Source organism: Paraburkholderia fynbosensis (genome assembly GCF_902859935.1).
Classification (GTDB): domain Bacteria; phylum Pseudomonadota; class Gammaproteobacteria; order Burkholderiales; family Burkholderiaceae; genus Paraburkholderia; species Paraburkholderia fynbosensis.
This window is the reverse complement of record NZ_CADIKI010000010.1, coordinates 37304-52474: the sequence shown is the minus strand read 5'-3', so window position 1 is coordinate 52474 and position 15171 is coordinate 37304. Positions and strand designations below refer to the sequence as shown.

The 15171-nt window shown below is 63.2% G+C and carries 13 protein-coding genes, 1 tRNA gene and 1 pseudogene; 12 read left to right on the top strand and 3 right to left on the bottom strand.

Annotation, left to right across the window (positions count from 1 at the left end):
- Positions 1 to 77: 77 nt before the first annotated feature.
- The 3 genes from HV770_RS17930 (at position 78) to HV770_RS17920 (ending at position 3528) form a co-directional block, all read left to right on the top strand.
- On the top strand, positions 78 to 716 hold the full coding sequence (locus HV770_RS17930; RefSeq protein WP_042327503.1) for a phosphatidylserine decarboxylase: 639 nt from the start codon (positions 78 to 80) through the stop codon (positions 714 to 716).
- 23 nt (positions 717 to 739) lie between these two features.
- Positions 740 to 1612 (top strand): CDP-diacylglycerol--serine O-phosphatidyltransferase, encoded by an 873-nt coding sequence (gene pssA, locus HV770_RS17925; protein ID WP_121317047.1) that lies wholly within the window; start codon positions 740 to 742, stop codon positions 1610 to 1612.
- A gap of 368 nt (positions 1613 to 1980) precedes the next feature.
- On the top strand, positions 1981 to 3528 hold the full coding sequence (locus HV770_RS17920) for a 2-isopropylmalate synthase (protein ID WP_175161676.1): 1548 nt from the start codon (positions 1981 to 1983) through the stop codon (positions 3526 to 3528).
- Between the two features lie 157 nt (positions 3529 to 3685).
- Here the strand turns inward: HV770_RS17920 and HV770_RS17915 are convergent, their stop codons facing one another.
- The 3 genes from HV770_RS17915 to HV770_RS17905 all read right to left on the bottom strand — a co-directional run bounded on the left by HV770_RS17915 (position 3686) and on the right by HV770_RS17905 (position 6788).
- A complete protein-coding gene (locus tag HV770_RS17915; RefSeq protein WP_175161675.1) occupies positions 3686 to 5266 on the bottom strand; it encodes a SulP family inorganic anion transporter in 1581 nt (526 codons plus the stop codon).
- 100 nt (positions 5267 to 5366) lie between these two features.
- Complete coding sequence (locus HV770_RS17910; protein ID WP_175161674.1) at positions 5367 to 6002, bottom strand: carbonic anhydrase; 636 nt, start codon at positions 6000 to 6002, stop codon at positions 5367 to 5369.
- Positions 6003 to 6236: 234 nt separating this feature from the next.
- The gene (locus tag HV770_RS17905; protein WP_175161673.1) at positions 6237 to 6788 is read right to left on the bottom strand and encodes a hypothetical protein; all 552 of its coding nucleotides are present in this window, start codon (positions 6786 to 6788) and stop codon (positions 6237 to 6239) included.
- 191 nt (positions 6789 to 6979) lie between these two features.
- Here HV770_RS17905 and HV770_RS17900 point away from each other — a divergent pair.
- The 9 genes and pseudogenes from HV770_RS17900 (at position 6980) to HV770_RS17860 (ending at position 15159) form a co-directional block, all read left to right on the top strand.
- Positions 6980 to 8308: pseudogene (locus HV770_RS17900) on the top strand (branched-chain amino acid ABC transporter substrate-binding protein).
- Between the two features lie 201 nt (positions 8309 to 8509).
- On the top strand, positions 8510 to 8782 hold the full coding sequence (rpsO, locus tag HV770_RS17895) for a 30S ribosomal protein S15 (protein WP_121317057.1): 273 nt from the start codon (positions 8510 to 8512) through the stop codon (positions 8780 to 8782).
- Between the two features lie 365 nt (positions 8783 to 9147).
- On the top strand, positions 9148 to 11295 hold the full coding sequence (gene pnp, locus HV770_RS17890; protein ID WP_175161672.1) for a polyribonucleotide nucleotidyltransferase: 2148 nt from the start codon (positions 9148 to 9150) through the stop codon (positions 11293 to 11295).
- Positions 11296 to 11495: 200 nt separating this feature from the next.
- Positions 11496 to 12512 carry an NAD(P)H-quinone oxidoreductase gene (locus HV770_RS17885; RefSeq protein ID WP_175161671.1) on the top strand — a complete coding sequence of 339 codons (1017 nt, stop codon included), beginning with the start codon at positions 11496 to 11498 and terminating at the stop codon, positions 12510 to 12512.
- Between the two features lie 122 nt (positions 12513 to 12634).
- The gene (tpiA, locus tag HV770_RS17880; protein WP_175161670.1) at positions 12635 to 13417 is read left to right on the top strand and encodes a triose-phosphate isomerase; all 783 of its coding nucleotides are present in this window, start codon (positions 12635 to 12637) and stop codon (positions 13415 to 13417) included.
- Positions 13418 to 13499: 82 nt separating this feature from the next.
- The gene (secG, locus tag HV770_RS17875; RefSeq protein WP_121317065.1) at positions 13500 to 13895 is read left to right on the top strand and encodes a preprotein translocase subunit SecG; all 396 of its coding nucleotides are present in this window, start codon (positions 13500 to 13502) and stop codon (positions 13893 to 13895) included.
- A 113-nt stretch (positions 13896 to 14008) separates the two neighbouring features.
- Positions 14009 to 14093: transfer RNA gene (locus HV770_RS17870), tRNA-Leu, on the top strand.
- A gap of 163 nt (positions 14094 to 14256) precedes the next feature.
- Positions 14257 to 14616, top strand: a complete 360-nt coding sequence (locus HV770_RS17865) for an NADH-quinone oxidoreductase subunit A (RefSeq protein ID WP_013339872.1) — start codon at positions 14257 to 14259, stop codon at positions 14614 to 14616.
- A 63-nt stretch (positions 14617 to 14679) separates the two neighbouring features.
- Entirely contained in the window at positions 14680 to 15159 is a 480-nt protein-coding gene (locus HV770_RS17860) for a NuoB/complex I 20 kDa subunit family protein (protein WP_006052903.1), read from the top strand.
- Positions 15160 to 15171: the final 12 nt, after the last annotated feature.

The following is a 15171-nucleotide window of genomic DNA, read 5'->3' as shown; positions in this document are numbered from 1 at the left end:
CAAAAAGCCGTCCAAGGGTGCTGAACCCTGGGCGGCTTTTGCTATCCTACGGTTTTACAAAAATACAGAAGCCATCCATGAATTACCCTCATCCGATCATCGCGCGAGAAGGCTGGCCGTTCATCGCCATCGCGGCTGTCGTTGCATTACTGGTTCACGCCTTCGCGGGGTTCGGGATTGCATGGCTGTTCTGGCTGATCCTGATCTTCATAGTGCAGTTCTTCCGCGATCCGGCCCGCCCGATTCCCACCCAGGCGAACGCCGTGCTGTGCCCGGCCGACGGCCGCATCGTCGCAGTCGAAACCGCGCACGATCCGTACGCGAATCGTGAAGCGCTGAAGATCAGCGTGTTCATGAACGTCTTCAACGTCCACTCGCAGCGTTCGCCGGTGGATGGCGCGATCTCCAAGGTCGAATACTTCCCGGGCGCCTATCTGAATGCCGCGGTGGACAAGGCCTCGACTGAGAACGAGCGCAATGCGGTGGTGATCGAAATGGCCGGCGGCCAGACGGTGACATCGGTGCAGATTGCCGGGTTGATCGCGCGGCGTATTCTTTGCTACGTCAGGGCAGGCGAGCCGCTTACCCGTGGCCAGCGTTACGGGTTCATCCGGTTCGGCTCGCGCGTCGACGTTTATCTGCCGGTGGGCAGCCGTCCGCGTGTGTCGATCGGCGAGAAGGTGTCCGCATCGTCCACGATCCTCGCTGAACTCTAAAGCGGCACACAGGAGGTTTTCGAATGGCCGCATTCAAACCGCGTCGACCCCGTAATAGCGGCGGACCGCTACCGCGTCCGTTCCGCCGCAACAAGCCGATGGTGGCGGAGTCGCCGGCCGTCGAGAGCCGGCGCGCGCAGCGTCAGCAGTTCCTGAGAAAGCGCGGCATTTATCTGTTGCCGAACGCGTTCACGACGGCGGCGCTGTTCTGCGGCTTCTTTGCCGTGGTGCAGGCAATGAACGTGCGCTTCGAAATCGCGGCCATCGCGATCTTCGTGGCGATGGTGCTCGACGGCATGGACGGTCGCGTCGCACGTATGACGCATACGCAAAGCGCATTCGGCGAGCAGTTCGACAGCCTGTCGGACATGGTGTCGTTCGGTGTCGCGCCCGCGCTCGTCATGTACGAGTGGATTCTGAAGGACCTCGGCCGCTGGGGCTGGCTTGCGGCGTTTGTCTACTGTTCGGGCGCGGCGTTGCGGCTTGCGCGCTTCAATACGAACATCGGCGTGGTCGACAAGCGTTTCTTTCAGGGCATGCCGAGCCCGGCTGCGGCGGCGCTGATCGCCGGTTTCGTGTGGCTCGCCACCGACAACCGCGTGCCGCTGAAGTTGGTCTGGCTGCCGTGGGTCGCGTTCGTGCTGACCATCTACGCCGGCGTGACGATGGTGTCAAATGCGCCGTTCTATAGCGGCAAGGCACTCGACGTGCGGCATCGCGTGCCGTTCGGCGTGATCCTGCTGGTCGTGGTCGCGTTCGTGCTGGTGTCGTCCGATCCGCCGCTGATGCTGTTCGGCCTGTTCGTGCTGTATGGTTTGTCCGGGTATGTGTTCTGGGGCTACCAGGCGTTGCGCGGCAGGGCGAATCCAGCCCGCTCGGTGGCGCACGACAGGTAACGGCCTGCGGCTGTCCACCTGGCCACGACATGCAAAAACGGCATCCTTCTGGGTGCCGTTTTTTTGTTTTGCCAGGCCTGTCTGGCGACGCTTCCAAGGCAGGTCCGACGCCAATTGCGTGGCGGCGGGAATGCCGCTATAGTCGTCGGATAACGTGCGTTCAGGCTCGCATTTGAGTCGCAATGCGAGCCTCGGCAAGCCGGCATACCGTCCCCACGTGCGAGTGCCGGCGCCGCTGCCGCACTGATCGTCGACAATCATTTCGCCCTCCGTGTGCCGCGTCAGCGGCCGAGCGTCGCCAGCGCACGCAAAACACCCGAACTCCACTATCCAATCCCCCATCTGAACGACTCCTGAGGAGCCCCGACATGTCCGACAAACTGATCATTTTCGACACGACGTTGCGTGACGGCGAGCAATCGCCCGGCGCGTCGATGACGAAGGAAGAGAAAATCCGCATCGCCAAGCAGCTCGAACGGATGAAAGTGGACGTGATCGAAGCCGGCTTCGCGGCAAGTTCGAACGGCGACTTCGATTCGATCCAGACGATCGCGGGGCTGATCAAGGACAGCACGATCTGCTCGCTCGCCCGTGCGAACGACAAGGACATCCAGCGCGCTGCCGACGCCCTCAAGCCGGCCGATCATTTCCGCATCCATACGTTCATCGCGACGTCGCCGCTGCACATGGAAAAGAAGCTGCGCATGACGCCCGACCAGGTGTTCGAGCAAGCGAAGCTGGCGGTGCGTTTTGCGCGCAAATTCACGGACGACGTCGAGTTCTCGCCGGAAGACGGCAGCCGTTCGGACATGGACTTCCTGTGCCGCGTGCTCGAAGCGGTGATCGCCGAAGGCGCGACCACGATCAACATCGCGGACACGGTCGGCTACGGCGTGCCGGAGCTGTATGGTCAACTCGTGAAGACGCTGCGCGAGCGCATTCCGAACTCGCACAAGGCGGTGTTTTCGGTGCATTGCCATAACGACCTCGGCATGGCGGTGGCGAATTCGCTGGCGGGTGTACAGATCGGCGGTGCGCGCCAGGTCGAGTGCACGATCAACGGTCTCGGCGAGCGCGCAGGCAATACGTCGCTCGAAGAAATCGTGATGGCGGTGAAGACCCGCAAGGATTATTTCGGCCTCGAACTCGGCCTCGACACGACGCAGATCGTGCCGGCCTCAAAGCTGGTGTCGCAGATCACCGGTTTCGTCGTGCAGCCGAACAAGGCGGTGGTCGGCGCGAACGCGTTCGCGCACGCGTCCGGCATTCATCAGGACGGCGTGCTGAAAGCGCGCGACACCTACGAAATCATGCGCGCCGAAGACGTGGGCTGGAGCGCGAACAAGATCGTGCTCGGCAAGCTGTCGGGCCGCAATGCGTTCAAGCAGCGCTTGCAGGAACTCGGCATCGCGCTCGACAGCGAAGCGGAGTTGAACACCGCGTTCGCGCGCTTCAAGGAACTGGCCGACCGCAAGGCCGAAATCTTCGACGAGGACATCATCGCGATCGTCACTGAAGAATCGGCCGAAGCGCAGCAGAAGGAGCACTACAAGTTCGTGGCGCTGTCGCAGCATTCGGAAACCGGCGAGCAGCCGCACGCGAAGGTCGTGTTCTCGGTGGAAGGCAAGGAGATCACCGGCGAGGCGCGGGGCAACGGCCCGGTCGATGCCACGCTCAACGCGATCGAAACGGAAGTGGGCAGCGGCTCGGAACTGCTGCTGTACTCGGTCAACGCGATCACGACCGGCACTCAGGCACAGGGTGAGGTGACCGTGCGCCTGTCGAAGAGCGGGCGCATCGTCAATGGCGTGGGCACCGATCCGGATATCGTCGCGGCTTCCGCGAAGGCTTATATCTCGGCGCTCAACAAGCTGTATTCGAATGTCGACAAGTTGAATCCGCAGCGCTCGGAGTGACGCGAGCGCGGCGCGCTGATGGCGTGACCGTCTATGCCGAAGCAAAGCCCCGTGCCGTTGCAGGCGCGGGGCTTTTGTTTTGGTGCGCCTGGATTGCTGTGCGCATGCCATGACGCCATCAGCGCGGCGTTTTGCGCGTATCTGGATGTCCTGCGAACTATTGCGCCGCCGTGCGCCGCATCGACCAGCCGCGTGCCGCGCGAGCCTGCGCCTGAACCTGGTGCCGCACGTCGACGGCGATCCCGCGGCGCGGCGCATCGACGACGAACGCGTCGAGCAACTCGCGCACATCGTGGTCGACGAAATCGGCGCGCGTCGCGTCGACGATCACGGTGGCGCCGTCGGGAATCTGCCGCAGGTAATGCTTGAGCGGCACCTTGCCGAGAAACGACACATCCTTGCGGAACGACAGCAGATAGTGATCGCCATGTTGCGCGAGCACGATCGGACTGCGCAGGTTCGCATACAGCGCGAGCAGCACGCTGCACAGAATGCCGAGCACGATGCCGATCAGCAGGTCGGTCGCAAGCACGCCGAGCAGCGTGACGATGAACGGTGCGAACGGCGCAAACCCCTGCCTTGCGATAGCGACGAACAACGACGGCTTGGCGAGCTTCAGCCCCGTGAAGATCAGGATCGCCGCAAGGCAGGCGAGCGGAATCAGATTAATCACGCTGGTCAGCGCAAACACGCTGACCAGCAGCAGGACGCCGTGAATGATCGCCGACAGCCGGCTCTGCGCACCCGCGTGCACGTTGGCGGAGCTGCGCACGATCACCGACGTGATCGGCAGGCCGCCGATCGCGCCCGCGATCAGATTGCCCACGCCTTGTGCCTTCAACTCGCGATCCGGCGGCGCGGCGCGTCGTTCGGGATCGATCTGCTCGATCGCTTCCAGGCTCAACAGCGTTTCAAGACTCGCGACGATCGCGAGCGTGATGGCGACCCGCCAGACATCGGGATTGACGAGTTGTGCGAAGTGCGGCCCGAAGTCGGCCCATTCGAGCGCGAGCCGCAGCGCCGCGAACGATTCCAATGAAGGCAGCGCGACCCGATGTTCGGCAGGCGGCGTGAGCGACGGCGCCAGCAGACTCAGCAGCAACGTCGCGCCAATTCCCAGCAGCACCACCGCGAGCGGCGCCGGCACGAGGCGCACCAGCGCGAAGCGACGCAGCGCGCGGGTTTCCCAGCCGACCAGGATCGCGAGCGACAGCAACGTGATCAAGCCGGCCGTCAGCGAGATCGAGCCGAACCCTGTCGCGACCGAGCCGCCCGCCTGAGCCGCGGCTTGCGCTCTGGACGACGCGTGAGCGCCGACCCACCCAAGCGCGAGGGGAAATTGCTTGACGATCAACAGCACGCCGATGGCCGCGAGCATGCCCTTGATGACCGGCGACGGCACATAGGCGGCGAACCGGCCGGCCTTGAGCATGCCGAAGCCGAACTGGATCGCGCCGGACAGCAGCACGGCCAGCAGGAAGGCGGAAAAGCTGCCAAGTTGCGCGATACCGTCGACGACGATCACGACGAGACCCGCCGCCGGTCCGCTCACGCTCAGGCGCGAGCCGCTCAGCACGGCCACCACCAGCCCGCCGACGATGCCCGATACCAGCCCGGCGAACGGTTCGACACCCGAGGCATTGGCGATGCCCAGACAGAGCGGCAACGCCACCAGAAAAACGACCGTGCCCGCTAGCAGATCGCGCTGAAACGTGGAGAAAAAAGCCTGAAGGTTCATGGTGTCGGTGCGGTAAGGGATGGCGGCAGATGGCTGGAAAGGGCTGGACCGGCTTCGGTTCCAGCGGCGGTTCGAACGACGCGGCGCACGGCGCTGTGCGCTAGGCGGCGCTATGGGCGGCGGTCGTGCAGGTCGTCGCGTCGTCGGCTTCATAGCCGGACGTCAGGACCTTGATGCGCCCATCGTCGAGCGCGAAGATCCAGCCGTGGACGAGCGGCGCCGGATCGGCTTCCAGCACGATTGGACTCGCGCGCAGCCGGCGTACCTGTTCGAGCACGTTCAGTTCGGCGAGGCGATCGACACGCTCACGTTCGCTCGCGTGGCCATGCAGTTCCTCGCGAAGCGTTTTCGCGAGCGCGCAGAGCGGCGCGATCCGGCGATTCACGTGCGGTAGCCCCGGGTCCGGTGGCAGCAGCGCGGCGCGCACGCCGCCGCAGCCGTAGTGGCCGCAGACGATCACATGGCCGACCTTCAGCACCCGCACCGCGTATTCGAGGACGCTCGCGGAGTTGTCGTCGCCCGGATGAAAGAGGTTGGCGATGTTGCGGTGGACGAACAGATCACCGGGCTCGCATTGCGTGATGGTTTCGGCGGGCACGCGGCTGTCCGAACAGCCGATCCACAGCACATGAGGGTTCTGGCCACGCACCAGGTCACGAAAAAAACCGGGGTTGCGCGCGGCGGTTTCATGCGCCCATGCAACGTTGGCGACCAGCAGACGTTTGGGACGGTTCATCGATAGCGGCTCCGTAAGTGAGAGAGCACCCTTTCGGTGCCGGATCACGGGGCTGTGCCCTGCTGCTCTTCAGGGAGCCGGCGCCGAATTAATGCTTACGAATGCCTTTCTATCAAAAAATAAATCAGCTGTGCCCGAACAAAATTCGCGGGTATGCGCAATAAATAAATAAAAAAAAGCCGCCTCGAGGAAGGCGGCTTCGTGGATGCCCGCGCATAGCGTTCGGGCAAGCGCTCAGAACATGTTGCGGCGCCCCGGATCGTGCAACGGGTCAGGCGTTTTCTGCGTGAGCCGCACGATGCCCTGTTCGTCAAAATAGAAGCTGTACATCATGTACCAGACGTTGTCTTCGAGGTAGCGATACGTCCAGACTTCGCGCTTCATCAACGGGAAATACGCGGTTTCGACCGGGCGGCCGAAATTCACCAGCACGTCGCTCTTGGTCCATTTGCCGATTTCGGCCCGGTAGAACTCGTTGGGTTGCAGCACCTGGCGCACGTTGACGATCTTGCCGGCCGCGTCGATGTCGGCGGCGGTGGTCGTTTCGCCCATCGGCTGGGTTGGCCACATCAGGCGTCTGGCGCCGTTCGGCAGGTCGTAGACTTCGCGCGGCGGGCCGAGGCGCGCGACGATGGTCGATTCGTCGGCTCCCGGTTGATACTGCTGCCAGGGCTGCGCGCAGCCGGCGAGCGTCAACGCGCTCAGGCAGACGAGCGCCGCGCGGCGCAGACGTCCGGCGGCCGGCGCTGCGCTCGAGGCCGCTGTGGCGTGATGACGGTTCAACATGGATTCCTCCGATGGTGTTTGAGTAGCGGTTTTTATCATCGAGACGCATCATTTTGACACGCGCTGTGGCAAAGGATCTGCGCTTCGCGCGCACGCCGTGCGCCTGGTGCGATAACGGCTGTGCCGGCTTGCTTATTCCGTCCAGTACGTCCTATGATCCGCGCTTCGACGATTCAGGCGGGGCGATGACGATGGCGATGTGGCAACGGCGGGCGGCAGCGGCGCTGACGGCGCTGGCGGCGATTTCGATGGCCGCGGCGGCTTATGCGGCGGCCCAGACGGCGGCGAACCCGGGCGCCAATTCGACCGCGAACGCGGCGACGAAGCCGGCCGGTGCGCCGATCCGGCTCGCGCTGATCGAAGGCATGTCGGGGCCGTTCGCGAATGCGGGCGCAGCGGTCGAGCGCAATCTGCGCTTCGGCGTCGAGCAGGTGAATGCGCAGGGCGGCGTGAAGCTCGCCGACGGCGCTCACCCGTTCGAACTGGTCGTACTCGACAGCAAGGGCAGCGCCGAAGATGCGCTCACGCAACTGCGCGCGGCCGCCGACCGCCATATCGGCTACGTCATGCAGGGCAACAGTTCGGCGGTCGCCGCCGCGCTGATCGGCGCAATCGACAAGCAGAACAGCCGCGAGCCGGGCAACCGCGCGCTGTTCCTCAACTATTCCGCCGACGACCCCGCGCTCACCAACGCCAATTGCAGCTTCTGGCATTTCCGCTTCGACGCGCACGCAGGCATGCGCATGGACGCGCTGGCCGACGTGATCCAGCGCGACAAGGCGGTGAAGAAGGTGTATCTGCTGAATCAGGATTACAGCTTCGGCCATGACGTCAGCAGCCTCGCGCGCTCGACACTGGCGGCGAAGCGCCCGGATATCGTGGTGGTCGGCGACGAATTTCATCCGATCGGCCGAGTCAAGGATTTCGCGCCCTACATTGCCAAAATCCGCGCGAGCGGCGCCGACGCGGTGATCACCGGTAACTGGGGCAACGACCTGACGCTGCTCGTCAAGGCGGCGCGTGAGCAGGGGCTGGACACGAAGTTCTACACTTTCTACGGCAACAGCCTCGGGGCGCCAGCGGCGCTGGGCGACGCCGGCGTCGGTCACGTGATTGCGGTCGCCGACTGGCACCCGAATGCGGGCGGCGCCGCTTCCGACGCGTGGTACGCCGCGTTCCGGACCCGTTTCTCCGCCGCGCAGGACGACTACCCGGTGCTGCGCATGCCCTTGATGATCGAAACCCTTGCCGCGGCGATGAAGCGGGCCGGCAGCGCCGATCCCACAGCCGTTGCCCGCGCGCTGGAGGGGCTGCGCTTCGACAACGGCTTTCACGCATCGTGGATGCGCGCCGACGACCATCAGCTGATTCAGCCCCTGTATGTGATGGAGATGGACAAAGCCGGCACGCCGGGCGTGCGCTTCGACAACGAAGGCTCCGGCTAAGGCTTCCGCACCGTGTTGGCGTTGCCGCCCGAGCGCACCGTCGCGCCGACCGTTTGCAAGATGCGGCGACCGTGACGCCGGCGGGCGTGCGAGGGCGTCGCGCGTACGCGGGTGGGTACCATTCGCCCCGGCTCGGCCGGGTTCGCGGCCGGATCGGCCTGTGCTACAATACGCGTCCCGTTATGAGGCAGGGTTGTGATTCTGTCATGCATGCGGGGTAATCCACGGCACGGCCTTTCTTCCGTGACCGCCTGTCCAGTTCTCAAGGAAATAGACATGTCCGCAGTTGAAACAAGCAAGAAGTCCGAAGTCGTTGCGCAATTCGCACGCGCAGCTAACGACACCGGCTCCCCCGAAGTTCAGGTCGCGCTGCTCACGACCCGCATCAACGAACTGACCGTTCACTTCAAGGCACACGCGAAAGATCACCACAGCCGCCGCGGTCTGCTGCGCATGGTCAGCCGCCGTCGTAAGCTGCTCGACTACCTGAAGAGCAAGGACGCGGATCGTTACCGCAGCCTGATCGAGAAGCTGGGTCTGCGTAAGTAATCGGCCAGTCGTTCAGCAAGATGCCTGTGTCAGTTTCGCTGATACAGGCATTTTGTTTTTGCACGATGCGCTTCACGTGGTGCGCATCGCCTGTCGTCCGCAGTGGCGTGCCGGTTCATGCAGCGGGGGCAGGCAAGAGCAGTATTTGCAGTAACCCAGACAGTAATCAAAGCAGTAGAGCAAGCAGCAAAAAAGAAACACGGCCGGGCCCCAGGGCAGAGCTTTGTGTCATTCCAGCGGTCCACGCATGTACCCGACGCAGCGCGTGGTTCTCTGGAATGGCATAACACTACTCTTCCCATGTGGCGCCGGTCTGGCGTTGCCGCGCCGCTTCTGGTCCGCGCGGCATTACGATGAGGAAAGCAATGACTATGTTCAATAAGATCGTCAAAGAGTTCAAGTGGGGACAACATAACGTTCGCCTCGAAACCGGCGAAATCGCTCGCCAGGCGAGCGGTGCGGTGATCGTCGACGTCGAAGACACCGTCGTGCTGGCAACCGTGGTCGGCGCCAAGACGGCCAAGCCGGGCCAGGACTTCTTCCCGCTGACCGTCGACTACCTCGAAAAGACCTACGCCGCCGGTAAGATCCCGGGTGGCTTCTTCCGCCGCGAAGGCCGTCCGTCGGAAGGCGAAACGCTGACCTCGCGCCTGATCGATCGTCCGCTGCGCCCGCTGTTCCCGGAAGGCTTCTACAACGAAGTCCAGGTCGTGATCCACGTGCTGTCGCTGAACCCGGAAATCCCCGCCGACATCCCGGCGCTGATCGGCGCGTCAGCGGCGCTCGCCGTGTCCGGTCTGCCGTTCAATGGCCCGGTCGGCGCAGCGCGCGTGGCCTACATCAACAACGAATACGTGTTGAACCCGACGCGTTCGCAAATGAAGGAATCGGCGCTCGACCTGATCGTCGCCGGTACGGAGCGCGCGGTGCTGATGGTGGAATCGGAAGCCCAGCAACTGAGCGAAGAAGTGATGCTCGGCGGCGTGGTGTTCGGCCATGAGCAGATGCAGATCGCGATCGACGCGATCCACGATCTGGTCCGCGAAGGCGGCAAGCCGGAATGGGATTGGCAACCGGCGGCGAAGAACGAGCCGCTGATCGCACGCGTGACGGAACTGGCGCAAGCCGACCTGCTCGCCGCTTACCAGATCCGCGACAAGCAGGCGCGTTCGGCCAGGCTGAAGGAGGTCTACGCAGCGACGTCGGCGAAGCTCGAAGAAGACGCAGCGGCAAGCGGTACGCCGGCAGCCGACAAGGCTACCGTCGGCAACGTGCTGTTCGACATCGAAGCGAAGATCGTCCGCACGCAGATCCTGAACGGCGAGCCGCGTATCGACGGCCGTGACACGCGCACCGTGCGCCCGATCGAAATCCGTACCGGCGTGCTGCCGCGTACGCACGGCTCGGCACTGTTCACGCGCGGCGAAACGCAAGCGCTGGTGGTTGCCACACTCGGCACGAAGGGCGACGAGCAGAACATCGACGCGCTCGAAGGCGAGTACCGCGAACGCTTCATGCTCCACTACAACATGCCTCCGTTCGCGACCGGCGAAACGGGCCGCGTCGGTTCGCCGAAGCGCCGTGAAATCGGTCACGGCCGTCTGGCCAAGCGGGCGCTGGCTGCGTGCCTGCCGAGCGCCGACGAATTCGGCTACTCGATCCGCGTCGTGTCGGAAATCACGGAGTCGAACGGTTCGTCGTCGATGGCTTCGGTGTGCGGCGGCTGCCTCGCGCTGATGGACGCCGGCGTGCCGATGAAGGCGCACGTCGCCGGCATCGCGATGGGCCTGATCCTCGAAGGCAACCGTTTTGCCGTGCTGACCGACATCCTCGGCGACGAAGATCACCTCGGCGACATGGACTTCAAGGTGGCGGGTACCGAGCAAGGCGTGACCGCGCTGCAGATGGACATCAAGATCCAGGGCATCACGAAGGAAATCATGCAGGTCGCGCTCGCGCAAGCGAAGGAAGGCCGTATGCACATCCTCGGCAAGATGACCTCGGCGGTGTCGGGCGCGAACACGCAGTTGTCGGAGTTCGCACCGCGCATGATCACCATCAAGATCAACCCGGAAAAGATCCGCGACGTGATCGGCAAGGGTGGTTCGGTGATCCGCGCGCTGACCGAAGAAACCGGCACGACGATCGATATTTCAGACGACGGCGTCGTCACCATCGCGAGCACGAGCAGCGAAGGGATGGCCGAAGCGAAGAAGCGTATCGAGAACATCACGCTGGAAGTCGAAGTGGGCCAGGTGTACGAAGGCACCGTGCTCAAGCTGCTCGATTTCGGCGCGATCGTCAACATCCTGCCGGGCAAGGACGGTCTGCTGCATATCTCTGAAATCGCCAACGAGCGCATCAAAGACATCAACGACTATCTGAAGGACGGCCAGCAGGTCAAGGTCAAGGTCATCCAGACGGACGAGAAGGGCCGCGTGCGTTTGTCGGCCAAGGCATTGCTGAACGACGCCGCGAACGGCGCGCCGCAAGGCGAGCCGACGCCGCAGTAATGCGGTAGCGGAGCAACGGCCGGCAGCGCGCATGCGCGCCGGCCGTTTTTCATGCAGGGTGGATTGCGTTGCAGATGAGTGCAAGTGGCGACAAGCGGGTACTCTGTTTGCGTCGGGCGCTTTGCCGCAGGTCGGACGAATGGCGTCCGTCGCGCTGAGCAACGGGTATGCAACGCAATCCAATCTTGGAGTAGACGCAGATGAAAGCGATCGAAATCACCGAATTCGGTGCGCCGGACGTCCTCAAGCTGGCGGAACGACCCACGCCGCAGCCGAAAGCGGGTGAGGTGCTGATCAAGGTGGCGGCATCCGGCATCAACCGTCCGGATGTGTTCCAGCGCAAGGGCGGCTATGCGCCGCCGCCCGGTGCGTCGGACCTGCCGGGGCTGGAGGTGGCGGGTGAGATCGTCGGCGGTGCGATCGACGAAAAGAGCAACCCGTTTGGTTTGAAAATCGGCGACCGTGTGTGTGCCTTGCTGGCGGGCGGCGGGTACGCGGAATATGCGGTCGCGCCGCTGTTGCAGTGCTTGCCGGTGCCGGCGGGTTTGTCGGACGTGGAAGCGGCTTCGCTGCCGGAGACTTTCTTCACGGTGTGGAGCAACGTGTTCGATCGCGCGCAACTCGGCAAAGGCGAGGGCGCGCCGAACGAAACGCTGCTGGTGCAGGGCGGCTCGAGCGGCATCGGCGTGACGGCGATCCAGATTGCGCATGCGCTCGGTTTTCGCGTGTTCGCCACCGCCGGGTCGGATGAAAAGTGCCGTGCATGTGAGGCGCTGGGCGCCGAGCGGGCGATCAACTACAAGACCGAAGACTTCGTCGAAGTGATCAAGTCGCTGACCAACGATCGTGGCGTCGACGTGGTGCTCGACATGGTGGCGGGCAGCTACGTGCCGCGCGAGCTCGCGGCGCTCGCCGACGGTGGTCGCATCGTCGTGATCGCTTTGTTGGGCGGCGCGAAGGCGGAGCTGAATCTGAACGAGGTGCTGCGCCGCCGTTTGACCGTGACCGGCTCGACGCTGCGTCCACGGCCGATCGAATTCAAGGCGAAGATCGCCGCGCGACTGAAAGAACAGGTGTGGCCGCATCTCGAAGCGGGCCGTATCAAGCCTGTCGTGCACCGCGTATTTCCGGCCGCGCAGGCGGCTGACGCGCATGCGCTGATGGAAAGCAGCACGCACGTCGGCAAGATCGTACTGGCTTGGGGGCAGGGCGCTTGACACGGTCGGTTTGACCCGATCCACCCCACGCAGTAAAATTGCGCGTTTTGCGCACGCCGAATGAATCCGAACGGCGGACTGCAAGCGCAAACAAAGTCCGCCCGCCAAGACTAGACGAGACGATGTCGAAACAACAACGAGCCAAACTGGTAGTCGGTAACTGGAAGATGCACGGGCGTCTCGCTGCGAATGCCACGCTGTTGCAGGCTGTGGCGCAAGGCTCGGGCGATCTGCCGGCTGACGTGCGCGTGGGCGTGTGTGTGCCGAGTCTGTATCTCGCGCAGACTCAATCGTTGCTGGAAGGCAGTCGGGTCGCGTGGGGCCTGCAGGACGTGTCAGCGTTCACGCATGGTGCCTATACCGGTGAAGTGGCGGCACCCATGGCGACGGATTTCGGCGCGACGTTCGCGATCGTCGGTCACTCGGAGCGTCGTGCCTATCATCGCGAAAGCGCCGAACTGGTCGCGGTGAAAACGCAGCGCGCGCTGGAAGCGGGTTTGACGCCGATCGTGTGCGTCGGCGAAACGCTCCAAGAGCGCGAAGCCGGTTCGACCGAGCAGGTGGTCGGCGCTCAGCTGGATGAAGTGCTGGCGAAGCTGTCGGTGCAGGAGGCGGCCCGTTTGGTCGTCGCGTACGAGCCGGTCTGGGCGATCGGCACCGGCAAGAGCGCGAGCTCGGCCCAGGCGCAGGCAGTTCATGCGTTTCTGCGCGCGCGTCTGGCGGCAAAGGGCGCGGCGGTGGCGGATGTGCCGCTGTTGTATGGCGGCAGCGTGAAGCCGGAAAACGCGGAAGAATTGTTCCGTCAACCGGATATCGACGGCGGCCTGATCGGCGGCGCGTCGTTGAAGGACCAGGATTTTCTGGCGATCTGCAAGGCCGCGGCTGCAACCAGCGTCGCCGGTTAAGCAGGGCGCCCTGTCGAGGATGACCCCATCCCGCGAAACACACTGTGTGTGGCGCGGTTAAATAAAGACTCAGGTGAGTGTGATGCTGTATTTGAAAACATTGATTATCGTCGTTCAGCTGTTGTCGGCTCTTGGGGTCATCGGCCTTGTCTTGCTGCAACACGGCAAAGGCGCCGATATGGGCGCTGCTTTCGGTAGCGGCGCATCGGGCAGCCTGTTCGGTGCAACCGGTTCGGCCAACTTTTTGTCGCGGACGACGGCCGTACTCGCCGCAGTGTTTTTTGTCACGACGCTCGCGCTCACTTATCTTGGCGCGTATCGGTCGAAACCTTCCGCGGGCTTGCTGGGCGCGGCGGTGACCGCACCGGCTGCGCCGACGGCCACGCCCGGCGCTTCCGCGCCGGTCGCCGGCTCGGCTGCACTGCCGGCATCGCCGGCCTCGCCGGCGTCCGTTCCGGCCACCGGTGTGCCGAAATAAATTTTCGTTCAAACTGCCTTTGGTGCGTTGAACAAACTGTTTAAACAAGTTACAATTCAAGTCTTGAAGCGATTCGCGGGTTTTACAAGTTGTTTTCCCGGATTGCATGCAGTGCCGACGTGGTGAAATTGGTAGACACGCTATCTTGAGGGGGTAGTGGCGAAAGCTGTGCGAGTTCGAGTCTCGCCGTCGGCACCAAAATGTTATCTAAATGCCAGCCGCTTGCTTCGCTTCGGCTGGCATTTTCACTTTCAGGGCACGGCTTGCGTTGGGCTTGCGGCATGTGCGTTTCGGAAGTGATTTCGCGTCAGGAGTGCTATGCTCTTGGCGGCACTTTAGAACCAACCGATTGAGGATAGTCTTGAACCTCGCAGCCTATTTCCCCGTCTTGTTGTTCCTCGTTGTAGGCACTGGTTTAGGCGTAGCGCTGGTCAGTATCGGTAAGATCCTTGGTCCCAACAAGCCCGATACCGAGAAAAACGCACCGTACGAGTGCGGCTTCGAAGCATTCGAAGATGCGCGCATGAAGTTCGACGTGCGCTACTACCTCGTCGCCATTCTCTTCATCATTTTCGACCTTGAAACCGCGTTCCTGTTCCCGTGGGGCGTGGCCTTGCGTGACATCGGCTGGCCTGGCTTCATGGCAATGATGATTTTCCTGCTCGAGTTCCTGCTTGGTTTTGCCTATATCTGGAAGAAGGGCGGCCTCGACTGGGAATGATGGATTAATCGCCGGTTTGCGTGGGTGGCCAAGGCTTGCCGCCCCGTCTGGAGTGGAAAGCAAATGAGTATCGAAGGGGTCTTGAAGGAAGGGTTTGTCACCACCACGGCAGACAAACTGATCAACTGGACGCGCACCGGCTCGTTGTGGCCGATGACGTTCGGTCTTGCGTGCTGTGCGGTCGAGATGATGCATGCGGGCGCTGCCCGTTACGACCTCGACCGCTTCGGCGTGGTGTTTCGTCCCAGTCCGCGTCAGTCGGACGTGATGATCGTCGCCGGCACGCTGTGCAATAAGATGGCGCCCGCTCTGCGCAAGGTTTATGACCAGATGGCCGAGCCGCGCTGGGTGATCTCGATGGGCTCGTGCGCGAATGGCGGCGGCTATTACCACTACTCGTATTCGGTAGTGCGCGGCTGCGACCGGATCGTGCCGGTCGACGTCTATGTGCCGGGTTGCCCGCCTACCGCTGAAGCGCTGGTCTACGGCGTGATCCAGTTGCAGGCCAAGATTCGCCGCACCAACACCATCGCCCGTCAATAAGGCCAACGCCTC

What these genes read in the sequence shown, in the direction of transcription:
- HV770_RS17930 (WP_042327503.1), top strand. Translation starts at nt 78, where the DNA reads ATGAATTACCCTCATCCGATCATCGCGCGAGAAGGCTGGCCGTTCATC.
- pssA (WP_121317047.1), top strand. Translation starts at nt 740, where the DNA reads ATGGCCGCATTCAAACCGCGTCGACCCCGTAATAGCGGCGGACCGCTA.
- HV770_RS17920 (WP_175161676.1), top strand. Translation starts at nt 1,981, where the DNA reads ATGTCCGACAAACTGATCATTTTCGACACGACGTTGCGTGACGGCGAG.
- HV770_RS17915 (WP_175161675.1), bottom strand. Translation starts at nt 5,266, where the DNA reads ATGAACCTTCAGGCTTTTTTCTCCACGTTTCAGCGCGATCTGCTAGCG.
- HV770_RS17910 (WP_175161674.1), bottom strand. Translation starts at nt 6,002, where the DNA reads ATGAACCGTCCCAAACGTCTGCTGGTCGCCAACGTTGCATGGGCGCAT.
- HV770_RS17905 (WP_175161673.1), bottom strand. Translation starts at nt 6,788, where the DNA reads ATGTTGAACCGTCATCACGCCACAGCGGCCTCGAGCGCAGCGCCGGCC.
- rpsO (WP_121317057.1), top strand. Translation starts at nt 8,510, where the DNA reads ATGTCCGCAGTTGAAACAAGCAAGAAGTCCGAAGTCGTTGCGCAATTC.
- pnp (WP_175161672.1), top strand. Translation starts at nt 9,148, where the DNA reads ATGACTATGTTCAATAAGATCGTCAAAGAGTTCAAGTGGGGACAACAT.
- HV770_RS17885 (WP_175161671.1), top strand. Translation starts at nt 11,496, where the DNA reads ATGAAAGCGATCGAAATCACCGAATTCGGTGCGCCGGACGTCCTCAAG.
- tpiA (WP_175161670.1), top strand. Translation starts at nt 12,635, where the DNA reads ATGTCGAAACAACAACGAGCCAAACTGGTAGTCGGTAACTGGAAGATG.
- secG (WP_121317065.1), top strand. Translation starts at nt 13,500, where the DNA reads ATGCTGTATTTGAAAACATTGATTATCGTCGTTCAGCTGTTGTCGGCT.
- HV770_RS17860 (WP_006052903.1), top strand. Translation starts at nt 14,680, where the DNA reads ATGAGTATCGAAGGGGTCTTGAAGGAAGGGTTTGTCACCACCACGGCA.